This is a genomic window from Flagellimonas sp. HMM57 (assembly GCF_021390175.1).
Lineage (GTDB): Bacteria > Bacteroidota > Bacteroidia > Flavobacteriales > Flavobacteriaceae > Flagellimonas.
This window is the reverse complement of sequence record NZ_CP090004.1, coordinates 1,310,279-1,331,222: the sequence shown is the minus strand read 5'-3', so window position 1 is coordinate 1,331,222 and position 20,944 is coordinate 1,310,279. Positions and strand designations below refer to the sequence as shown.

The window sequence follows — 20,944 nt, the reverse complement described above, 5'->3', positions numbered from 1 at the left end:
AAACAGCCATGTACAACAATTCGATAAAGCTTTTTTTTCTGTTGAACATAATAAGTATTTGCGCATTCGCGCAACTTAAAAACAACCCTGTACTAGAAAAGAATTTTATGGATATGGGGTTTGGCATATTCGTACATTGGAGTATGGATTCCCAATTAGGGAGCGTTATAAGCCATTCTATGGTTGGAGCATCTAAAGCGTACCTCAATAAATATATAAATGAGCTTCCCAAAACATTTTACCCTGATAAATTTGACGCTGATGAATGGGCGCGCCTTTTTAAATTGGTAGGAGCGGAATATGTTGTTTTTACTACAAAACACCATAATGGATTTTGTATGTGGGATACCGAAACAACAGATTTCAATGTCATGAATACGCCCTATGGGAAGGATATCACTGATATGCTTTTCAAAGCTTTGCGTAAGCAAGGACTTAAGGTTGGAGTATATTTTTCCCCTGAAGATTTTAGCTTTCTCAATAAACAAGGAGTTACGATTTCCCGCAAAGGAAAGATGAGCCAAGTTACCGAGAATGTTGAGCTTTTAGAATATGATAAAGCACAGATCAAAGAACTCATAACCAATTATGATCCTATAGATTTACTATTTTTTGACGCTTTTGAAAGCGGTCCGTTAGTCCAATATGTACACACGATTGACCCTAATATTCTTGTCACCCGGGGTGAAATGGAAACCCCTGAGCAAAAAATTCCTGATAGTCCAATGCCCGGCCCGTGGGAAACTTGTATGACCATGGGTACCCAATGGCAGTATAAACCTACCAATGAAGAATATAAAGATGGAACCGAGTTGATAGAAAAACTGATTGAAGTTCGTGCCAAAGGTGGAAATTTTCTATTGAATGTGGGTCCAAAACCGAATGGTGAAATCCCGATAGAACAAGAAGAGCTTCTACGCGAACTGGCCCTTTGGATGTTTGTTAACGATGAGGCCATAAAAAATATAAGGCCACTTCCTACATTGATCAAAGATGGTTACCTATGGTTCACCCAAAACGAAGATGAGAACGCTGTGTACGCATTTGTAACCGAGCAAAAAGATTGGTTCAAAGGAAGACGGCGAAACTTTCTGATAAAAAATCTGAAAGCAACATCGAATACAACAATTTCGGTATTGGGACAAAATGATCTTGTAGTTGAATATTGGCCTGAAAATATTCCCAAATCAAGATTTGTTCAACATGAAGATTTATTGGAAATCTCAATAAGTAAAGCACAAAGACTTTACAATGATAAAATTTGGCCCAATCCTATTGTGGTTAAATTGACCAACGTAGAATTCGTAGAATCAAAATAAGAATTAGCAGGTAATGTGTTTCAAAGAAAAACTCCATCTATTCTTCTTGATTTTTCTGTTACATTCAAGTGGATATGGTCAATCAGAAATCGCCTTGAACGACATTCAGGTTATTGGCAGTCACAATAGTTATAAAATTGCTATTGAAAAACCATTATGGAACTACCTTTTTAAATTGGATTCAACAATGGCAAAGTCTTTACAGTACGACCATCCATCATTAACAGATCAATTGGATTTAGGTTTACGCAACTTAGAACTTGATATTTTTCATGATCCCATAGGTGGCAGATATGCCAAACCAAAAGGCATTGCCATCATAAAGCAAACCGGGGAAACTCCCTTGCCCTTTGATATAAATTCTGAGTTGAAAGAACCTGGCCTAAAAATGTTCCATATCCAAGATATTGATTTTAGAAGCCATCAATTATTGTTTAAAAATGGGCTTCGCGAATTAAAAAAATGGTCTGATAAAAATCCAGATCACTGTCCTATCTTTATACTGATCAATGCAAAAGATAGTAGCGTACCACAAACTACCGAACCGTTGCCGTTTACAAAAGCGGCTTTGGATAGTTTGGATTTAGAAATCACTAGTGTTCTACCTAAAGATAAACTCATTACGCCCGATATGGTACGTGGTAATTATAATAGTTTGGAAAAAGCCATAACCACAAGGGGATGGCCAAATTTAAAGGCTATGAAAGGCAGATTTATTTTTGTACTTGATGAAAAGGAAAGAAAAATCAATGCCTATATCGACGAGCATCCATCTTTGAAAAATAGAATATTGTTTGTGAATATTCCCGAAGGAAATCCTGAGGCGGCATTTCGCATCATCAATGACCCAATAAAAGATTTTGACCACATCAAGACCTTGGTTGCAAAAGGCTATTTGGTGCGCACAAGGGCAGATGCCGGAACTAAGGAGGCACGTAGCAACGACTATACCCGATTTGAAAAAGCAAAAGCTTCTGGAGCGCAGATTATTTCTACGGATTACTATATTCCAACAACCTTATTTTCTTCGGATTATCAAGTATATTTTGAAAAAGGTGTCTATGAGCGGATTCAGAGGTAAAATTATGCTAGGAAGATTTTTCCTTGTCCTTTTAGTGCTCCCCTTGTCTTGTGAAAAAAAGAGGGAACAAAAAGAAGCAAGGAAAATTGCATTTTTGGCAGATATACACCTTCAGGATATATATGCGGAATTTTCAGATACCGATTACAAAGGTGTTTTAAATTCGGAAACCGGTAGACATAATACAATTAGAACCATGGGAGCGCAATTACGCTCTACCCGCTTGTTCAATGAAAACTATTTTGCCTTTACCACAGCATTAGAAGATATAGCGAAAAGAAATATTAAGCTAGTAGTTCTTCCTGGTGATTTTACCGATGATGGACAACCTATGAATGTTAGGGCACTTCAGAAAATACTAAAAGACTATTCAAAAACCCATGGGATTCAATTTTTAATGACTACGGGAAACCATGATCCTGTAAGACCATTTACCCAAGATGCCGGCAAAACGGATTTTCTTGGAGAAGATGGTCGGGAACAAGCTATCTATAGTGATTCGAGTATGGTTCAACGCTCTAAAACAGGGGTATTGACCCCTGTTATTACCCAGGACATCAAAGAATGGGGATATCAAGAGATTATCGATGAACTGGCTGATTTTGGGTTTTATCCAAAAAAAGAGTTTTTGTATTGGGAAACTCCCTACAGCACTTACTCATATGATGATTATACGCACAATAAGGCGAGCGATGAAGCGCCATTGACAAAAAGAGTGTATCGTATATCAAATACGAATAGTCCCATTCCAGATGTGAGCTATTTGGTGGAACCTGTTCCAGGAATATGGCTTTTGGCAATCGATGGCAATGTATATGTGCCAAAAGAAAATATGGCAAACGACACGAATGCGTCCACTCATTTTCATGGAGCAAGCATTGGCTATAATGATGTTATTGTACATAAAAAACATTTGGTCGAATGGGTGAGGAAAGTATCCAATGAAGCCAAGCTGAGGGATAAAAATCTGATTGCTTTTAGTCATTACCCAATGGTAGAATTCAACGATGGAGCATCAGAAGCAATTAAAACTCTTTTTGGAATCGATAAAATGCAGTCTCGAAGGATTCCGGACAAGGAAGTAGCAGAAATTTTTGCCGATGCCGGACTACAAATCCATTTTGGGGGTCATATGCATCTAAATGATACAGGAGTGCATACCTCAGCAAAAGATAACACTCTCTTTAATATACAGACCCCATCACTGGCCGCTTATCCATCGGCTTACAAGATATTGACTTTAAACTCCGCGCATGAATATCAAGTTGAAACTGTTCCATTACATGATGTTTCCGAATTTAACTCGTTGTTTTCATTGTATTACAACGAACACAAACATTTGAAAAACAATCAGGATACGCGAATTTGGGACAAGGATATCTTAAGTTCAAAAAACTATAAAGACTTCACCGATTGGCATTTACATGAATTGATTCGTTTTCGATTTATTCCAGATGATTGGCCCAAACAATTTGTGGATAACATGGTATTAAAATCGGGAAAAGAATTACTCTCTGAGAGTACCGTAAATTTCGGTGAACTTTCAACCCAACTGGATTCAATCGATGTTACCATTGCGGATTTTGAAGAATGGACTGGTTTTGATATGGTTCTTGATTTTTATAAAATGTATAAGGCGGATGAGCTTGCTTTTTCAGAAATAGGCGCTCATCGACTGAAACTATATGAACTGTTGTGCGAACAGTGGCAAAATTCAGAAGAGGAAAACCTACGGTCCTGGTCAAGTATTTTTTATAGCTCTTTTAACGGTGAACCCTCCAATAATTTTACCATTGATTTGAAAACTGGAACCATAGAACGGTTGGATGCCGAAAAATCAGTAGTAAGTGATTGATAAATTGTAAATTACACTATGCATTTGCTGTTCCAATTTTGTGAAAGACTGTACCGGAAAGAATTGATTTCCATACTATTTCTGTGTTTCATAGGGAATTCGCAGAATATCAAGTTTGAACATTACAATGATAATGATGGGTTGTCCCATAATTCTGTTCGCCACATCACACAGGACAACAACGGTTTTTTATGGTTGGGTACATTTTCGGGTCTCAATCGTTTTGATGGATACCAGTTCAAACCTTACTTGAGTAGCGTGACCAATACATACGGACTCAATAATGATGATATCACAGCATTGGAGTTCGATAGCGATTCGAATGAACTTTGGATCGGTACCAGAAATGGATTGACACATTTGAATCTAGAGCGACATTCCTTTCGAACGTTTTTGCCAGAGGCGGGTAATCCAGATAGTTTGGGCGATAGCGAAATACGTTCTGTGCTTGTAGATAGTAAAAAGAGAGTATGGGTCGGTACAAAGACCCGCGGACTGTACAGGTACTCGCGAATTGAGGATAGTTTCATAAAGATTGATATCGACGGATTCAAATACGTCAAGGAAATCTTTGAAGATCACGAAGGAAATATTTGGGTCGGTACGTACGGTAAAAAATCTGTGGCAAGGATAGTTTTGAATAGTGATGGCAATAGTAATCAGATATTCCAGTATACGTTAGCCACTGCTGGTCTAGAAGAACAAAACCCTTATTTGAATTTTATTTATCAAGACCATAAATCTGACATCTTCATAGGTACACGAAATGGTCTTTATAAATTAGATAAGGAAGAAAATGTTTTTAAAGATCTATATATCCAAGATAGAGGAGTTAGAGAACAATTGGGCCCTCATTTTATTTCTGTGGCGCGTTCCCCAGAAGGGCAATATTGGGTTGGTACCTTGGGTGGTCTTCTCACTTGTAACCAACTGGAAGATGTAGCAGATGGAAATTTCGATTGGCACTACACCATACTTTCAGATGATAGTTCTGTTGTGGACAATCTCGTCTATGCACTTTATTTTGATACTTCTGGAGTGCTGTGGATAGGCACCGAAGACGGTCTTGATAAATATGACCCATACAAAAACCAGTTCAAGCTTAATAAGAGCATCTCATTGCACATCGACAATCAAGTTCCTCGAATACGTGGATTTTCAAAAACATACGATGATAAGGTAATCGTAGCTACTAGGCACAATGGGTTGTTCATCATGTACGAAGATGGGATTTTGCCTCTTTTCGACAAAAAATATGATATTGCCAGCATCTATTCCGAAGATGGTAAAGTTTTCTATTGTGGGCTTTGGGACGGTCGTATTTTGGTGTACGACTATGTTAACAATACTGGGAGAGATGTAGATTTAGGATTTCAAAGCTCATCGGTACTTACATTTAGCAAGTACAGTAATACTGCTATGATAGCCGGTTCTTTTGAGGGCGGGGCACTTTTGTTTGACAAAAAAACATTGACTCCTATTCAAGACATGGGAAGGTTGCTTCCCGGGCGGTCCATAAATAAAATAGTAGTTGAGAACAATAATAAGAAGGTATGGTTCGCTACTGAAGATGGTGTTGCAAGTTTAGATTTGATAACAAATAATATCACAAACTATAGGGCTTCTACAAATTATCCAGAAGGTCTACCTCATGATAACGTAAGCGATATCATTATAGACACCCAGAATAATCTGTGGGCCGCGACAAGACTTGGTCTTAGTTATTATAATTCAAAAGAAGACGTTTTTGAGAAGTTTGATGGTCCTTTGGAGCTATCTGGTAAATGGATAACCGATATGCTAATCGATGCCAATGATATGCTCTGGTTGAACATGAACAACAGTATTGCCAAATTGGACACACAGGATAACGAGGTCAGTGTTTATAATACCAATAGCGGAAACCGACTGGATGTGTTCAGTTCAAGTGGGTTTTATCATGTGCCAGGCTCAGACATCTTTCTTGGAGGCAAGAATGGGGTCATTCATTTTTCACCTTACAACTTAAAAGAAAACCAATGGTCGCCAAAACCGTTTGTCACAGAATTTAAAGTACAGAACAAAGTAGTACATCCAGGGGTCGAGATCAATAAGCAAAAATTTGATATACAAGATCTTAATTATGGAAAAAAGGTCGATCTCAATTATAATAACCGCAATTTTTCACTACAATTCTCCAACCCTTCTTTCTCCAATGAACGTTTGAACAAATACGAGTACATGCTAGAAGGTTTTGATGAAGATTGGATCAGTGTTGGAAGCAATTCGAGAACCGTACAGTACACGAACCTTTATCCCGACAAGTACACCTTCAAGCTACGTTCCAGCAATAGCAATGGATATTGGAGTGATTTGGCTACTTATGATGTCACTATAAAATCACCATTTTGGTTAACTCCGGAAGCTTTATTGATCACATTTTTTGTTTTGTTGATTGTGTTTTTTGTTGTTCGACGGGAATTAAAGAATAAATCTCGTCTGCGTCAAGCATTGCTTTTTGAAAAAATAAAACAAGAGCGCATTGAAAAACTGAACAATGAAAAATTTCGATTTTTCACCAACATTTCACACGAACTTAGAACACCTCTGACGTTGATTTTAGGGCCGGCCAAAGATCTTGTTAAAAAGTCGACCGAAATACAAAATCATTTTTTGGAGTCACGTTCCCAGCTTATCCATCAAAATGCCAATCGATTGCTAAACCTGGTCAACCAAATATTGGACTTTAGAAAGGCGCAAACAGGAGAGTTGAGCCTAAAAGTTAGTCAAATCGATATACTACAGCAATGTCAGGATATTTTTGACTCATTTAAAGATTGGGCCATCAGCAAGAATATATCGTTCAACTTTAATTGTGAGTATGACATTATAACTGGATGGATAGACAAGGACAAATTGGATAAGATACTGTACAATCTTTTATCCAATGCGATAAAATTTACTGATAGTAATGGTAGTGTAGACCTATTTGTGGGGTTTGCCGACGATTCAAAAAAGCATTTACTGCTCGAAGTCAGCGATAATGGTATTGGTATACCACAATCGGCTCAAAAAAACATTTTTTCACGCTTTTACCAAGCAAGAAACAGTAAAGATAGTACTACTGGTTCAGGTATTGGCCTCTCATTGGTAAAGTCCCTTGTTGAGGTACATAAGGGAACAATTTTACTTCAAAGTGAGCCTAACAAGGGGTCAATTTTTACAGTGAAGTTGCCTATAAAACGAAAGTACTTTGATGATAGTGAAATACGTAATATATCGGTAAAAGGGTCGAGTATAAAGACATTAGGAAAAACGGCCCATAAGAAGAAGATAGTACAATCGACCCATATTAAAGAGAAAATACTCATTATAGAAGATAATATTGAATTGCGTAATTATATTGAGGAGTATCTTTCGGAATACTATAAAGTATATTGTGCAGAGGATGGGGAAGAAGGCCTGTTAATGTGCCGTAAGATAATGCCCATACTATGTGTTGCGGACATTATGATGCCTGTCATGGATGGACTACAATTCTGTGAAGAACTGAAACAAGACCAAGCCATAAGCCATATTCCTGTTATTTTGCTTACGGCACGCTCAGAAAATGAGGATAAAGTGCAAGGATACAATGTGGGTGCGGACGGCTATATGGTAAAACCTTTTGATCCTGCTTTGCTAAAGACAAGAATCGTCAATATTATAAATTCACGCAAAGAACTGAAGGCTAAATTTTCTGGTGAAGTTGATAGCGAAATATCCCTTTTGACGCACTCGCCTATCGATGAAGAGTTTATGAAAAGAATAACCAGGCTGATTGATGAAAAAATTGGCGAAGCAGATTTGACCACTTCGTTACTGTGCCAAGAACTAGGTATGAGTTCTTCTAAACTATATAGGAAAATCAAAGAATTAACCGATTTGGCACCTAATGAATTCATTCGAACAATACGTTTAAAACAGGCAGCAGTGTTGTTGAAAAGCAGAAGATATAATGTTTCTGAGGTATCTGTCTTAGTAGGATTCAACGATCCCTTGTATTTCAGTCGTTGTTTTAAAAAGCAATTTGGCTATCCGCCCAGCCAACTGATTAAAAATAGTGTACAAGCGAAATCGCTATAAAGCATGGAATTTTAAAATGTCCATGTTTTTGATATGATATTCCATATCGTAAAGTTTACGAAATAGTACTTTCATTTTTCTAAATTAACTAAATACAGCGTCTATGAAACCATCTGAAAATAAGAACCTTCGACAGCCAATGAACGATGTGGATGACTGGGAAGACGATTTGTTACAACGCTACCCAGACCCTGACGAAACCATAAAAGAGAAAGAAGACTATAGAAATTATGTAGATTCCGAAAGGGTTGATGGTGTACGTGAATTCTATCGGTTGAACCATAAATTTCAGACCTACAGTTTCGTAAAAGAAAAGGAAGCGGAATTTCTAAAATTTGATAAACGTACCATGACACTCTGGGAAGCTGTCGATTTTCTTAATACGCTTGTCGATGACAGTGATCCAGATATCGATTTAGATCAATTGCAACACTTGTTGCAAACATCAGAAGCGATTCGTGCAGATGGACATCCCGACTGGTTTGTATTGACCGGTTTCTTGCACGATATGGGCAAAGTACTTTGTCTCTTCGGTGAACCACAGTGGGCCGTTGTGGGCGATACCTTTCCCGTAGGATGTGCCTTTTCGGATAAAATAGTATATCCTGAATTTTTTGATGAGAATCCAGATTCAAAAGACGAAAGATATACAAGTAAGTTGGGGGTATACAAGGAAAATTGCGGGTTGGATAATGTAAAAATGAGTTGGGGGCATGATGAATACCTCTATCAAATCATGAAAGATTATTTGCCCGAACCAGCACTTTATATGATCCGTTACCACTCGTTTTATGCCCAACACCGTGAAGGGGCTTACGATCATTTAATGAACAAAAAAGACCATGAAATGTTTGAGTGGGTAAAAAAATTCAACCCATACGACTTATATTCAAAAGCACCCACACCACCTGATGCTAAAGCCTTAAAGCCTTATTATGAAGATTTGGTTGCCAAATATTTACCGGCAACATTGAAGTTCTAATTAGGTAACTGCCAGAATGAACTCAGCATATATTGGCTTTTTTGGATTTACGCTATTCGTCATCTTTTACACGGTTTATAAGCTTCGAAAAGATAATTTCAAAACGGCAAAAGGCTACTTTTTAGCAGGAAAAAGTCTGACAGGGCCCATAATTGCCGGGTCAATGATCTTGACAAATATTTCTACCGAGCATTTGATCGGAATGAATGGTAGTTCATATAAAAATGGAATTATCGTCATTGCTTGGGAGGTTACTTCAGCAATTGCGCTTGTCATTGCTGCAATTTTCTTTTTGCCGCGGTTTATCCGAATGGGTTTAACCACTATCCCAGAGTTCTTGGAAAAGCGTTTTGATGGCACCACGCGTTCTATAGTGGCCTTTTTATTAATGCTTTCCTTTGTGGTCACCCTGTTGCCAATTGTACTGTACTCGGGCGCTATTAACATTGAAAGTGTTTTCGATTTTTCTGCACTTTTTAATGTTCCACGGAGAATGGCGATGATCTATATGGTCTTGGTCATTGGGGTTATAGGCTCTTTTTATGCCATTTTTGGAGGATTAAAAGCCGTTGCATATTCAGACACTTTAAATGGGGTAGGGCTTATGTTGGGCGGCTTATTGATACCTGGAATTGCTTTGTATGAAATTGGTAGCGGTAATATTCTTGAAGGACTATCTACGGTATATAATTTTGCTCCCGATAAATTTGATATTATTGGAAAGCCAGATTCCGTTTTGCCCTTCTCCGTATTGTTTACTGGGTTGATGATCAATCAAATTTATTTTTGGGGAATGAACCAAGCCATCATTCAAAGAGCGTTTGGAGCAAAGAATTTGGTTGAAGCACAAAAAGGTCTCATTTATACGGGTGTTCTTAAGCTTCTGGTACCATTGATCATTGTATTGCCGGGCTTGATCGCCTTTTACTATTTTCAAGACGCTTATTATAAAACACCGGATTTGATTTACCCCATGCTGGTGAAAAAAGTACTCCCCACGTATTTATTCGGTTTTTTTGCAGCAGTTATTCTTGGTGCGGTTCTTAGTACCTTCAATAGCGTACTGAATTCCGCAAGTACTGTATTCTGCTATGACATCTATAAAAAATCCATTGATAAGAACGTTTCGGATGCAAAATTGGTACGTTACGGAAAATTGATATCAGTGCTATTGGCAGTTATCGCAATAACTGTTGCACCTATGGTAGCTTATGCTCCCGATGGGCTTTATTTTCTTTTACAGGAATTAAATGGCATTTTCTTTATACCCATTTCTTCAATCATTATAGCAGGTATATTTATTAAACAGATAAATACGGTCGGTGCGAAAGCTGGACTATTTTTTGGGTTTACCTTCTATATACTAACAACCTTCATTTTAAAAGTTGATATTCATTTTGTTCACTTATGGGGGATTGAATTTGTATTAAACTTTCTCATCATGTTTTTGTTTTCTAAATTATTCCCAACAACAGTTTTTTTGGAAGACACCTCAGAAGATTCTGCTGAAAAAGGTTGGTCTTCGGTCAATTTTGCTGGAATTATTTTGGTGGTGCTGACCATTCTAATTTACATATTGCTGTCGTGATTATACAGAGATTTAAAACCTATAAGCTCAATATTTCCAATTGGAGAGAGCGGTACAAATATTGGTCATCCCATTTTATATCTATTTTTAAAAGTTGATAGTATATTTAAGTCATTTCGTCTTTCTCTATTATTTTTAATGGACCTTAAATGATAATAAAATGATACGAATACTATATAGCTGGCAAGTAGAGCCCGAAAAATTAGAGCTTTTCATCGAGACATGGAAAAGAACAACGAATAGAATTCATAAAGAAGTTGAAGGAGCAAGAGGTAGTTTTATGTTGCAGAACGATAAGGATACCAAAGAAATAAAGACAATAGCAAGATGGGATTCTCTAAATGACTGGAAGAAATTTTGGCATGATGGCAATCATAGCCAAATGGGATCCATGCATGATTTGGGCAAACGAATCTCCGTAGAAATCTTTAGGGAAATAGATGATTTTACAAGGTGAAATTGAATGAAGTATTCTTTGAGTAAATTTTAAAGCTTAAAATAAGGGATAACAAGTGTGGCGAATATTTAGAGATATTGGAGGGTTTTTTTGGAGGGTTTTTGCAAAGTTTGGCACGTCTGAACTTGAGCATGAACAATCACAAATTAACTGGAATAGAAACATAATGGTTTCGATAATTGTTCTCCTCACATTGACTTTTGTAATTCTAAAGTTTAAATAAACGACAAAAAGTAAACGCCCTTTCGAATCGCTATAAGTATTGTCGCTCCTAATTGCTTTGTTTTTTACATCCACCCCGCTCTTTTTAAGTTAAAACATTTACATCCGTTTACAAACGAAAACAAATGTTTTAAAACCGATTCCTGTTTTTTACTGCTCTTATGTTTGCCCTGTCGAATGATAAGCGTTCGATAGTATGAACTGTTTAACATGTAAAATTTAAAAAGATGAATTCACTAAGAAACAAAGTACAGTTGATTGGAAACCTAGGAAATGACCCAGAAATCGTACTGTTGGAAAATGGCAGTAAACTGGCAAAATTTTCAATAGCTACAAACGAATCCTATAAAAACGCCGAGGGGGAAAAAGTAACGGATACCCAATGGCATAATATCGTTGCCTGGGAGAAAACAGCCGAGATTGTGGAAAACTATTTGGTAAAGGGCAAGGAAGTCGCGATTGAAGGAAAACTTACTTCACGTTCTTACGAGACCAAGGATGGTGAAAAAAGATATATCACTGAGATCAAGTGCAATGAACTTTTGATGTTAGGCAAATAAGTCGTACTAACAGATAAACGATAAAGGGGGTGTTTGACCCCCTTTTTTCTTTTCATTGATAAATTAACTTTAATTTAAAGAGAAATCACGCAACATTTTGGTCGGTGTTCCGTCCAACTTAAAATAGAAAAGATTAATATAAATGAAAGCAATTCGTTTTCCCTTAGTGGTTCTTGCTTGTAGCTCTTGGTTTGGGACGTTTGCCCAAAACCATGGCCACACGGTAAACGGATTTCGATTTTACGAAAAGCTTGCCCAGCGCGATGCGGATTACGAACAATCACTCTTACTTTTAAGTCATCAAGATGAATCGGATTATTGGGTAGATCAGAGAATGTATGAACGAAATTTAGGGAAGATGAACTTTACCTCTTATCTGGTGTATATGAAAGGTAAAAAGGATGCGTACAAAGAACATCTTAAAAACTGTACACATGATAAGCCGCATAGTGAACTGTACTTTCAGAAAGCAAAAGAGTATTTATCACTATCGGATTCAGATTTTTTCTCGATTCAGAATACTGGTAAAGTAACGCAATCTGATATGAAGAAATAATATCATGGCCAGAAAATACAAAAGCCACCGATAAGGTGGCTTTTTTTTATGCTACTTTCTTAAGCAGGTCAAAACATGGGCAACGCTTACAGCGTTTACTCTCTGCCTTTTTGTATTTTTTGCAACATTTTGTCTTACAATTGGTGGGCGTTAGCTCCTTTAGTAAGGCTTTATTGCTTTTTTTTGATTTTTTCTTTTTACCCATCGCAAAACACAGATGAGCCAAAAATAACTTATTTTAAATTAATCTAAATAAATTCGATTGTTAAAATTATTCACCACCAGTATCCGATGCAGCACTCTCAACAGTTAACTGTTGAATGTCCCTATCAAAAAGATATAGTCCTCCTTTGTCGTTTCCTATCAAATTGATCTTATCCAGAACGGTTCTTGCCAAAGCTTCTTCTTCTAGTTGCTCCGCTACATACCACTGTAGAAAATTGTGTGTGGCATAGTCCTTTTCCTCTAAAGTAACATGAACCAGGTCATTTATACTTTGCGAAACAAAAACTTCATGATCGTAAAGCTTTTGCAACATTTTTGTTAACGTTCCAAACTCGGTCTCTGGTGCTTTCAAATCTGAAATAATGGCGTGTCCCCCTCTTTCGTTTACATATTTGACCAATTTTAGCATATGCATGCGTTCTTCGTCTGAATGGCCGTACATGAATCCAGCTACGCCCTCTAATCCCTTTACTTCGGCCCAAGAAGCCATAGATAGATAAACTTGAGACGATTCAGCCTCTATTCGTATTTGATTGTTCAGCGCTTTTTCTAGCTTCTTTGATAACATATATTGTCCTTTTTAACAAAGTTACGAAATCTAGCTACGGATTTTAGAAGAAGATTTTCTGTGCAAGGCGAAAAGTATTGGCATGGGCTTCGACTATTGTTTTTATATCTGGTGAATATCCACCGCCCATGCTGCATTGTAAGGGTACTTCGGCATCCAGACATGTTTGGAGCACATAACGATCACGTTCTTTACAGCCTTCTAAAGACATTCCTAAAGTTCCCAGTTTATCCGAAGACAGCACATCTACGCCACAGAGATAAAAGATAAAGTCGGGATTCACTTTTTTCAATAGTGCTGGAAGTGTTTTCTTTAGAATGGACAGGTATTCCTTGTCGGATGTGCCTTTTTCTAAAGGAATATCCAAATTTGATATTTCTTTTTTAAACGGATAATTTCCACTACCATGCATGGAAAAGGTAAAGACAGCATCGTCATCCTGAAATATTTCAGCCGTACCATTGCCCTGGTGCACATCCAAATCTACAATCAATATTTTTTGTGCTTTTCCTTCATTTTGAAGATATCTAGCGCCTATAGCTTGGTCGTTCAACATACAGAATGCTTCGCCCCTGTTGGAGTAGGCATGATGTGTGCCTCCTGCAATATTCATGGCTATGCCATGTTCCAAAGCAAATTCACAGCCTTTTATGGTGCCGTCCGCTATAATTCGCTCCCGTTGTACCAGCTCGGTGCTTAAGGGAAAACCTATTTTTCTGGCGGCACTTGGTTTAATGTCTAGATTGATGAGTTTGTTATAGTATTCTGTATCATGGGCAGCTAAAATGAATGTATCGTTCGGAGTTTTTGGTTGAAAAAAATTGGCTTCATCACAGGTGCCTTCATACAATAACTGTTGTGGTAAGAGATCGTATTTCACCATTGGGAAGCGGTGTCCTTCCGGTAAAGGATGTTTATAAATAGGGTGGAAAGCAATTTTGAGCATTGTAAGATCAATCTTTTTTATGCAATGCCAATTGGATACGTTTTCTTGGCACATCCACATCCAGAACTTTTACTACGATTTGTTGATGTAAACTTACATGGGCATTCACATCCTTCACAAAAGAATCGGATAGGTTCGAAACATGGATAAGACCACTTTCTTTGATACCGATATCTACAAAACATCCAAAATTGGTAATGTTGTTGACAATTCCCGGCAACAACTGCCCTTGCTGTAAATCGGTAATTTGTTTAATGTTTTGATTGAAGGTGAAAACCTTCGCTTTTTCCCTACGGTCCAGCCCTGGTCGTTTCAATTCTTCAAGAATATCCGTTAAGGTTGGCATTCCAACAGTATCCGTGCAGTACAATTCTATATTTATCTGTTGTATGACAGCTTCGTTTTGGATGATATCCGATATTGCTATCCCTTTGTCCTTGGCCATGTTTGCAACAATACGGTAACTTTCAGGATGCACTGCAGAATCGTCCAAGGGATTGATACCGTCTTTTATCCGCAAAAATCCTGCGCCCTGCTCAAAGGCTTTACCGCCCAAACGGGGAACTTTTTTTATTTCTTCCCTACTTTTAAAAGCACCATTTTCATTTCTATAGGCAACTATATTTTCGGCGAGTTTAGGCCCAATACCCGATACGTAACTGAGTAAGGGAACACTAGCGGTATTTATATTTACCCCAACGGAGTTCACACAACTTTCCACGACCGTATCCAACGAAGTTTTAAGTTTTGTCTGGTCTACATCGTGCTGATATTGTCCCACACCAATGGATTTTGCATCTATTTTGACCAATTCTGCCAATGGGTCGGCCAAACGCCGTCCAATAGATACCGCTCCGCGCACGGTAACATCGTAGTTGGGAAATTCATCCCTAGCTATTTTGGAAGCAGAGTAAATAGAAGCACCCGCCTCGCTCACCACGAATACTTCAATAGGATTTTTAAAGGCTATTCGTTTTACCAATCGTTCCGTTTCGCGCGAAGCCGTTCCGTTCCCAATGGCAATAGCTTCAATTTTGTGCGCATCTACTAAGGAACTTATCTTTTTAATGGCATCCGAGCTTTTGTTTTGGGGCGCATGGGGATAAATGGTTTCATTGTGTTTTAAATCTCCGTGAGCATTCAAGCAGACCACTTTACATCCCGTTCTAAAACCTGGGTCTATGGCTAAAATTCGCTTTTCGCCCAATGGTGCCCCTAGCAGCAACTGTTTTAGATTTTTGGAAAACACTTGGATTGCACTGGTATCTGCCGCTTCTTTAGCATTTTTTAGAAGCTCATTGGACAATGAAGGCAGCAACAATCGTTTGTACGCATCGGCAATGGCCAATTTGATTTGAACAGTACATGCGTTGTTCGATTTTATGATGCGCCTTTCCATGTTGTCAAGCGCTCTATCCGTATCAATTTCAATTTTTATGCGGACAAAACCTTCTTTTTCAGCTCTTAAAATAGCCAAGAGCCTATGTGATGGGCATCTGTTAAGCGATTCGCTCCAATCAAAATAATCTCGGAATTTTTGAGCTTTTTCACTAGCCTCTTTTGTTTTGATGATTTTTGAAGTAATCAAAGCATGTCGCTCCAATTGATTTCGTAGTTGGTTGCGAATATCGGTACGTTCATTGATCCATTCTGCGATGATATAGCGAGCACCTTCCAGCGCTTCACCTTCATTAATGACGTCATTACTGAGAAATCTAGAAGCTATGAACTCAATTTCATCGCTTTTTTGGGCCATGATGATTTTTGCCAAAGGTTCAAGCCCCTGTTTTCTGGCAGTTTCTGCTTTTGTTTTTTTACTTTTTTTAAAAGGAAGGTATAAATCCTCCAAGACCGCTAAATCAATACAGTTTTCAAACTTTATTTTTAAGTCTGGAGTAAGTGCTCCTTGTTCGCCAACAGCTTTGATAATGGTTTGTTTTCTTTTTTCCAGTGCTTCAAACTGGGTTTTGAGCTTTACGATTTCACCAACCTGAACCTCGTCTAGATTGCCCGTACGTTCTTTCCGATATCTAGATATAAAGGGAATGGTGCAGTCTTCGTTCAATAGTGCAACTGTATTCTCGATACTTTTTTCTGAAAATTGTGCTTGTTTTAGAATGTAGGGGATGAGTTGCATGGATTCTTAATAGGGTGTATGTATTCTTTTTCTAGCTAGGCTCAAGTGTACTGCATCTCGACTGCCTGACCGAATTCGTCTTTCAGGTGGGCGCTCGATGTGATATACATATGCAATTATTGGAATTAATTTATACCCTCACCATTACCAACTCCATCCTCATCTGGGTTCACAAATACCAATTTACCCTCCTTGTTTTCGGTCATCAAAATCATCCCTTCGCTTTCCACACCTCGCAATTTTCTTGGTGCAAGATTTACTAAAACAGTGACCTTTTTACCTACTATTTCTTCAGGGGTAAAACTCTCGGCAATTCCGGAAACGATGGTCCTGGTATCCAAACCAGTATCTACTTTTAACACCAAAAGCTTGTTGGCTTTCGGCATTTTTTCCGCTTCGATAATTGTGCCCACACGCATATCCAATTTGGTGAAGTCGTCAAAAGTGATGGTGTCTTTTTGTGTTGTAACTTCTTTTTCCATTTGTTGGTTTGCTTTTTTTGTAGCTTCAAGTTTTTCCAATTGTGCTTCAATTTCTTTGTCCTCTACTTTACGGAACAACAATTCACTTTTATTGATTTGATGACCCGATTGGAGCATTGCTTCTTGGGTTTCGAAAGTATTCCAAGAGGTGTCGACCCCACTAGCCCCGAAATTGAGTATGTTTTTGAGTTTCTTGGAGGTAAACGGTAAAAAAGGTTCACTTAGGATAGCTAGACCCGTTGCGATTTGAAGTGCTACAAACATGATGGTTTTTACACGTTCTTCATCGGTTTTTATAAGTTTCCAGGGTTCCTCATCTGCCAAATATTTATTGCCCAATCGTGCTAGGTTCATCAACTCTTGGCTTGCCTCCCTAAATCGATAGCGCTCCAGAGAACTTGAAATAAGGGCTGGAAAATCCTGCAAAGATTTCAAAGTTTCTTTGTCAATATCTTGAAATTCGCCAGGGGTAGGAATTATGCCATCATAATACTTATGTGTCAAAACCGCCACCCGATTTATAAAATTGCCGAAAATAGCTACCAGTTCATTATTATTTCTCGCCTGAAAATCCTTCCAAGTAAAATCATTGTCCTTGGTCTCAGGTGCATTGGCGGTCAGGGTATATCGGAGCACATCTTCCATGTCTGGAAATTCTTCCAAATACTCATGCAACCAAACGGCCCAATTTTTGGATGTGGAGAGCTTGTTGCCTTCTAAGTTTAAGAATTCATTTGCAGGTACATTTTCCGGTAAGATAAAGTCGCCATGTGCCTTGAGCATGCTCGGAAAGATAATACAGTGGAAAACGATGTTGTCCTTGCCAATAAAGTGAAGCAATTTACTCTCTTTATCTTTCCAATAGGGCTCCCAATCTTTTCCCTCTCTTTTTGCCCATTCCTTAGTTGAAGAGATATAGCCAATGGGCGCATCGAACCAAACATAAAGCACCTTTCCTTCACCACCTTCAACAGGTACTGGAATACCCCAATCCAAATCGCGCGTAACGGCACGTGGTTTTAAACCATCATCTATCCAAGATTTACATTGCCCATAGACATTGGGTTTCCAATCGTTTTTGTGGCCTTCCAAAATCCATTCTTTTAAAAAATCTTCATAACGGTCCAGTGGTAGAAACCAATGTTTGGTTTTTTTCAATATTGGAATACCACCTGTTATGGTAGATTTTGGATTGATCAAATCCGTTGCATTGAGGGAAGAACCACAATTCTCGCACTGATCTCCGTAAGCTTCTTCATACCCACATTTTGGACAGGTGCCCGTAACAAATCTATCTGCTAAAAACTGCTTGGCTTCATCATCATAAAGTTGTTCTGTGACCTCTTCTATAAAATCCTCTTGTTGGTATAATTTTTCAAAAAAATTCGATGCTGTCTTATGATGGATTTCTGCCGATGTGCGGGAATAATTATCGAAGGAAATTCCAAAATCAGCAAAAGACTTTTTAATAATTTCGTGGTATCTGTCAATAATCTCCTTTGGAGTAACACCTTCTTTTTTTGCCTTCATTGGGATGGCCACTCCGTGTTCGTCGCTACCACAGATAAAAGCAACGTCTTTCCCCTGTAATCTTTGATAACGGGCATAGATATCTGCGGGGACATATACCCCTGCCAAATGTCCAATATGAATAGGGCCATTGGTATAGGGCAAGGCTGCGGTAATGGTATATCTTGAAGGTGATGAAGTCTGAGACATGTACTATTTTAATTAAGCCTCAAAAATACAGAATTTCATTAGAGTGATTTCACCATTTCTATGAAGTAGTTTATGAGCAAGCATACCGATATCGAAAACAGTATTGATTTTTAGTTGGAGATATAGATATTCCATATATTGTAAGAATATGCCTATAAAAATTGATGCTATGAGTACTGGTAATCCTAAAAGGTTGAAGAATCTTGAGAAATTTAAATCCGTTTTAAAAGAGGAAAAGAAAGAAGTGACCAAAGTCTACAAAGACAAAAATCACGAAGTGAAGAAGGCACTGTCATTTAAAACAGATAAGGACAAACCCAAGTTGACCTAAAAAGGAAACCTCCGATTATGCAACCCTAAAAGGGGTGGGGAGATGCACTATCGGAGGATTCTGGAATGTAAGTGTTACTCGTTATTACATAATCATTACTGATTTGCTCATTCTTTGGTCGCCCACCTGGATTTGATAGATATATTTTCCAGTAGATAGGCTATCCCGCATCCTTTCCCTAATGTTGATTTCTGCAGAACCTTCCAACATCATTTCGTTGAAAACTGTACCCACGTTTTGGCCAAGTATATTGTACAATTGAATATCAACATGGGCTGCAACAGGCATTTCCAAATAAATATGTGGATTTCTTTCTGAAGGATAATACGGCTTATGAACAATAGTGTTCAATAATTCCGGATCGGGGTTCAAACTATCTTGACTTGGTGGGGTATCTGGCAGAGTAGGTGAGTCGCTATCCATGGCAATATCCGGGAAATCCGTACCACTACAATTAAACCCAAGATTGACCGGGGCATAGGTATGGTTCAATAAATGTTGTTCTACCAAAGGTATTGGAACACAGAGCCATTCGGCAAGAACAGTGGCGTATAAATCTCTAAAATCCATAGTGTATTCTAAGTTTCCACGACCATTGGGATTTTCTAAAGAAGGATGTTCCCCTACAAAGGCACTCCCTTTTAATCCTGATCCAAAGAATAGCGTAGGTGCAGCTTTTCCGTGGTCTGTACCTGTAGAGCCATTTTCAAAGATTCTACGTCCAAATTCGGAGAAGGTCATACTCAATACCTGTTCGTCCTGATTGGTAAAGGCAATATCTTCGTAGAAATTGTTTATCGCTATGGAAAGATTTGACATCAACCGTTCGTGAACTATAGGTTGATTACCGTGCGTATCAAAACCACCCATGGAAATCATATAAACTTTTGTACCCAAGTTTCCTTTAATTAGTCTAGCTAACAAAGCTAACTGTCTTGCAAAACCATTGTCTTGATATTCGACTTGATTCTGCCCTCTTTCGTATGCTTCATGTATTTTACCAGCATATTCATAAGTGGTATTGGCAACTCCTCTTAAAAATTTAAGTTGATCACCGTACATACAATTATCGAAAGGTGCATTTTCAATTTCATAAAAAGATCCCGTTTGGGCAATTTCTTCTAATTGATCTACATTATTGGTTACAAACGCATAATTGGTCTCTTCACCTTGAAAAACCAAATTTGCAATATTTCCAATTTGAATTGCTGCTGGAGCATCTGGCCTTCCACTTTCCAATAAATAATCCGGATAGATGTTTTCAAAGTGTCTGCCCATCCAGCCGGTGTTTAGGCCTGAGAAACCAGAGGTGGTCAAATCCGTATTCGCAAAAATATCAGAACCCGTAAAATGGGATAAGCTTTGGCGTTCATAACCCACTCCATGCACCGCTTTAAATTGGCCTTCGCCCCAAAGAGGTTCTAAGGAACTCATATAGGTGGGTATTCCAAAGTCATCCGTAAGCTTTAAAACTTTACTTTCCGGAATATAGATATTAGGTCTTGCATTAGCATAGGTATCATATTGCTGAATAGGAATAACGGTACTTAATCCATCGTTACCTCCAGACAGTCTTATCAAAATAAGAATATTGTCGGTTTCAGCTGCTGATATGGCAGAAGTTAATGGAGAAGGTCCTGATGCGGTAAGCAGGTTGCTTCCCAAAAACATGGAACCAGAACCTGCTATACCCAATGCTTGGATAAAGGAACGCCTGCTCCAGTTTTTATGTTCTAGATCATGGCCTTCGTGTTCTAGGCCTTTATATGGTGTAGTATCGTTATCGTGATGAGTATCGCACATAATAGTAGG

Annotated in this window: 15 protein-coding genes; 10 read left to right on the top strand and 5 right to left on the bottom strand. The window is 38.2% G+C overall.

Annotation, left to right across the window (positions count from 1 at the left end):
• Nucleotides 1-41: 41 nt before the first annotated feature.
• The 9 genes from LV716_RS05860 (at nucleotide 42) to LV716_RS05820 (ending at nucleotide 12,724) form a co-directional block, all read left to right on the top strand.
• Entirely contained in the window at nucleotides 42-1,319 is a 1,278-nt protein-coding gene (locus tag LV716_RS05860) for an alpha-L-fucosidase (RefSeq protein ID WP_233759245.1), read from the top strand.
• 46 nt (nucleotides 1,320-1,365) lie between these two features.
• The gene (locus LV716_RS05855) at nucleotides 1,366-2,400 is read left to right on the top strand and encodes a phosphatidylinositol-specific phospholipase C1-like protein (RefSeq protein ID WP_233759244.1); all 1,035 of its coding nucleotides are present in this window, start codon (nucleotides 1,366-1,368) and stop codon (nucleotides 2,398-2,400) included.
• Nucleotides 2,381-4,255, top strand: a complete 1,875-nt coding sequence (locus LV716_RS05850; protein WP_233759243.1) for a metallophosphoesterase — start codon at nucleotides 2,381-2,383, stop codon at nucleotides 4,253-4,255. Before LV716_RS05855 ends, LV716_RS05850 begins: the two co-directional genes overlap by 20 nt.
• An 18-nt stretch (nucleotides 4,256-4,273) precedes the next feature.
• Nucleotides 4,274-8,359: a hybrid sensor histidine kinase/response regulator transcription factor gene (locus tag LV716_RS05845; protein WP_163416822.1), complete on the top strand. Its 4,086-nt coding sequence runs from the start codon at nucleotides 4,274-4,276 to the stop codon at nucleotides 8,357-8,359.
• Between the two features lie 103 nt (nucleotides 8,360-8,462).
• Nucleotides 8,463-9,341 carry an inositol oxygenase family protein gene (locus LV716_RS05840; RefSeq protein ID WP_163416821.1) on the top strand — a complete coding sequence of 293 codons (879 nt, stop codon included), beginning with the start codon at nucleotides 8,463-8,465 and terminating at the stop codon, nucleotides 9,339-9,341.
• 16 nt (nucleotides 9,342-9,357) lie between these two features.
• On the top strand, nucleotides 9,358-10,929 hold the full coding sequence (locus tag LV716_RS05835; RefSeq protein WP_163416820.1) for a solute:sodium symporter family transporter: 1,572 nt from the start codon (nucleotides 9,358-9,360) through the stop codon (nucleotides 10,927-10,929).
• Nucleotides 10,930-11,089: 160 nt separating this feature from the next.
• Nucleotides 11,090-11,386 (top strand): antibiotic biosynthesis monooxygenase, encoded by a 297-nt coding sequence (locus tag LV716_RS05830; protein WP_163416819.1) that lies wholly within the window; start codon nucleotides 11,090-11,092, stop codon nucleotides 11,384-11,386.
• Between the two features lie 449 nt (nucleotides 11,387-11,835).
• Nucleotides 11,836-12,168, top strand: coding sequence for a single-stranded DNA-binding protein (locus tag LV716_RS05825; protein WP_163416818.1), 333 nt, complete (start codon nucleotides 11,836-11,838; stop codon nucleotides 12,166-12,168).
• A gap of 142 nt (nucleotides 12,169-12,310) precedes the next feature.
• A complete protein-coding gene (locus tag LV716_RS05820; RefSeq protein WP_163416817.1) occupies nucleotides 12,311-12,724 on the top strand; it encodes a hypothetical protein in 414 nt (137 codons plus the stop codon).
• 271 nt (nucleotides 12,725-12,995) lie between these two features.
• Here LV716_RS05820 and LV716_RS05815 read toward each other — a convergent pair whose 3' ends face one another.
• The 4 genes from LV716_RS05815 to metG all read right to left on the bottom strand — a co-directional run bounded on the left by LV716_RS05815 (nucleotide 12,996) and on the right by metG (nucleotide 18,801).
• Nucleotides 12,996-13,517, bottom strand: a complete 522-nt coding sequence (locus tag LV716_RS05815; protein ID WP_163416816.1) for a ferritin — start codon at nucleotides 13,515-13,517, stop codon at nucleotides 12,996-12,998.
• Between the two features lie 43 nt (nucleotides 13,518-13,560).
• On the bottom strand, nucleotides 13,561-14,463 hold the full coding sequence (locus tag LV716_RS05810; RefSeq protein ID WP_163416815.1) for a histone deacetylase: 903 nt from the start codon (nucleotides 14,461-14,463) through the stop codon (nucleotides 13,561-13,563).
• Between the two features lie 7 nt (nucleotides 14,464-14,470).
• Nucleotides 14,471-16,600: a Tex family protein gene (locus tag LV716_RS05805; RefSeq protein WP_163416814.1), complete on the bottom strand. Its 2,130-nt coding sequence runs from the start codon at nucleotides 16,598-16,600 to the stop codon at nucleotides 14,471-14,473.
• A 125-nt stretch (nucleotides 16,601-16,725) separates the two neighbouring features.
• Nucleotides 16,726-18,801, bottom strand: a complete 2,076-nt coding sequence (gene metG, locus LV716_RS05800; protein WP_163416813.1) for a methionine--tRNA ligase — start codon at nucleotides 18,799-18,801, stop codon at nucleotides 16,726-16,728.
• A gap of 169 nt (nucleotides 18,802-18,970) precedes the next feature.
• On the opposite strand from metG, the gene LV716_RS05795 reads away from it, so the two are divergent.
• Nucleotides 18,971-19,132, top strand: coding sequence for a hypothetical protein (locus tag LV716_RS05795; RefSeq protein WP_163416812.1), 162 nt, complete (start codon nucleotides 18,971-18,973; stop codon nucleotides 19,130-19,132).
• Nucleotides 19,133-19,216: 84 nt separating this feature from the next.
• On the opposite strand, the gene LV716_RS05790 is transcribed toward LV716_RS05795, so the two are convergent.
• A complete protein-coding gene (locus tag LV716_RS05790) occupies nucleotides 19,217-20,935 on the bottom strand; it encodes a DUF1501 domain-containing protein (RefSeq protein ID WP_163416811.1) in 1,719 nt (572 codons plus the stop codon).
• Between the last annotated feature and the right edge of the window lie 9 nt (nucleotides 20,936-20,944).

Coding starts and splice junctions, on each gene's coding strand:
- LV716_RS05805 (WP_163416814.1), bottom strand. CDS start 16,600: ATGCAACTCATCCCCTACATTCTAAAACAAGCACAATTTTCAGAAAAA.
- LV716_RS05840 (WP_163416821.1), top strand. CDS start 8,463: ATGAAACCATCTGAAAATAAGAACCTTCGACAGCCAATGAACGATGTG.
- LV716_RS05845 (WP_163416822.1), top strand. CDS start 4,274: ATGCATTTGCTGTTCCAATTTTGTGAAAGACTGTACCGGAAAGAATTG.
- LV716_RS05810 (WP_163416815.1), bottom strand. CDS start 14,463: ATGCTCAAAATTGCTTTCCACCCTATTTATAAACATCCTTTACCGGAA.
- LV716_RS05830 (WP_163416819.1), top strand. CDS start 11,090: ATGATACGAATACTATATAGCTGGCAAGTAGAGCCCGAAAAATTAGAG.
- LV716_RS05795 (WP_163416812.1), top strand. CDS start 18,971: ATGAGTACTGGTAATCCTAAAAGGTTGAAGAATCTTGAGAAATTTAAA.
- LV716_RS05835 (WP_163416820.1), top strand. CDS start 9,358: ATGAACTCAGCATATATTGGCTTTTTTGGATTTACGCTATTCGTCATC.
- LV716_RS05825 (WP_163416818.1), top strand. CDS start 11,836: ATGAATTCACTAAGAAACAAAGTACAGTTGATTGGAAACCTAGGAAAT.
- LV716_RS05790 (WP_163416811.1), bottom strand. CDS start 20,935: ATGTGCGATACTCATCACGATAACGATACTACACCATATAAAGGCCTA.
- LV716_RS05815 (WP_163416816.1), bottom strand. CDS start 13,517: ATGTTATCAAAGAAGCTAGAAAAAGCGCTGAACAATCAAATACGAATA.
- LV716_RS05820 (WP_163416817.1), top strand. CDS start 12,311: ATGAAAGCAATTCGTTTTCCCTTAGTGGTTCTTGCTTGTAGCTCTTGG.
- LV716_RS05850 (WP_233759243.1), top strand. CDS start 2,381: ATGAGCGGATTCAGAGGTAAAATTATGCTAGGAAGATTTTTCCTTGTC.
- metG (WP_163416813.1), bottom strand. CDS start 18,801: ATGTCTCAGACTTCATCACCTTCAAGATATACCATTACCGCAGCCTTG.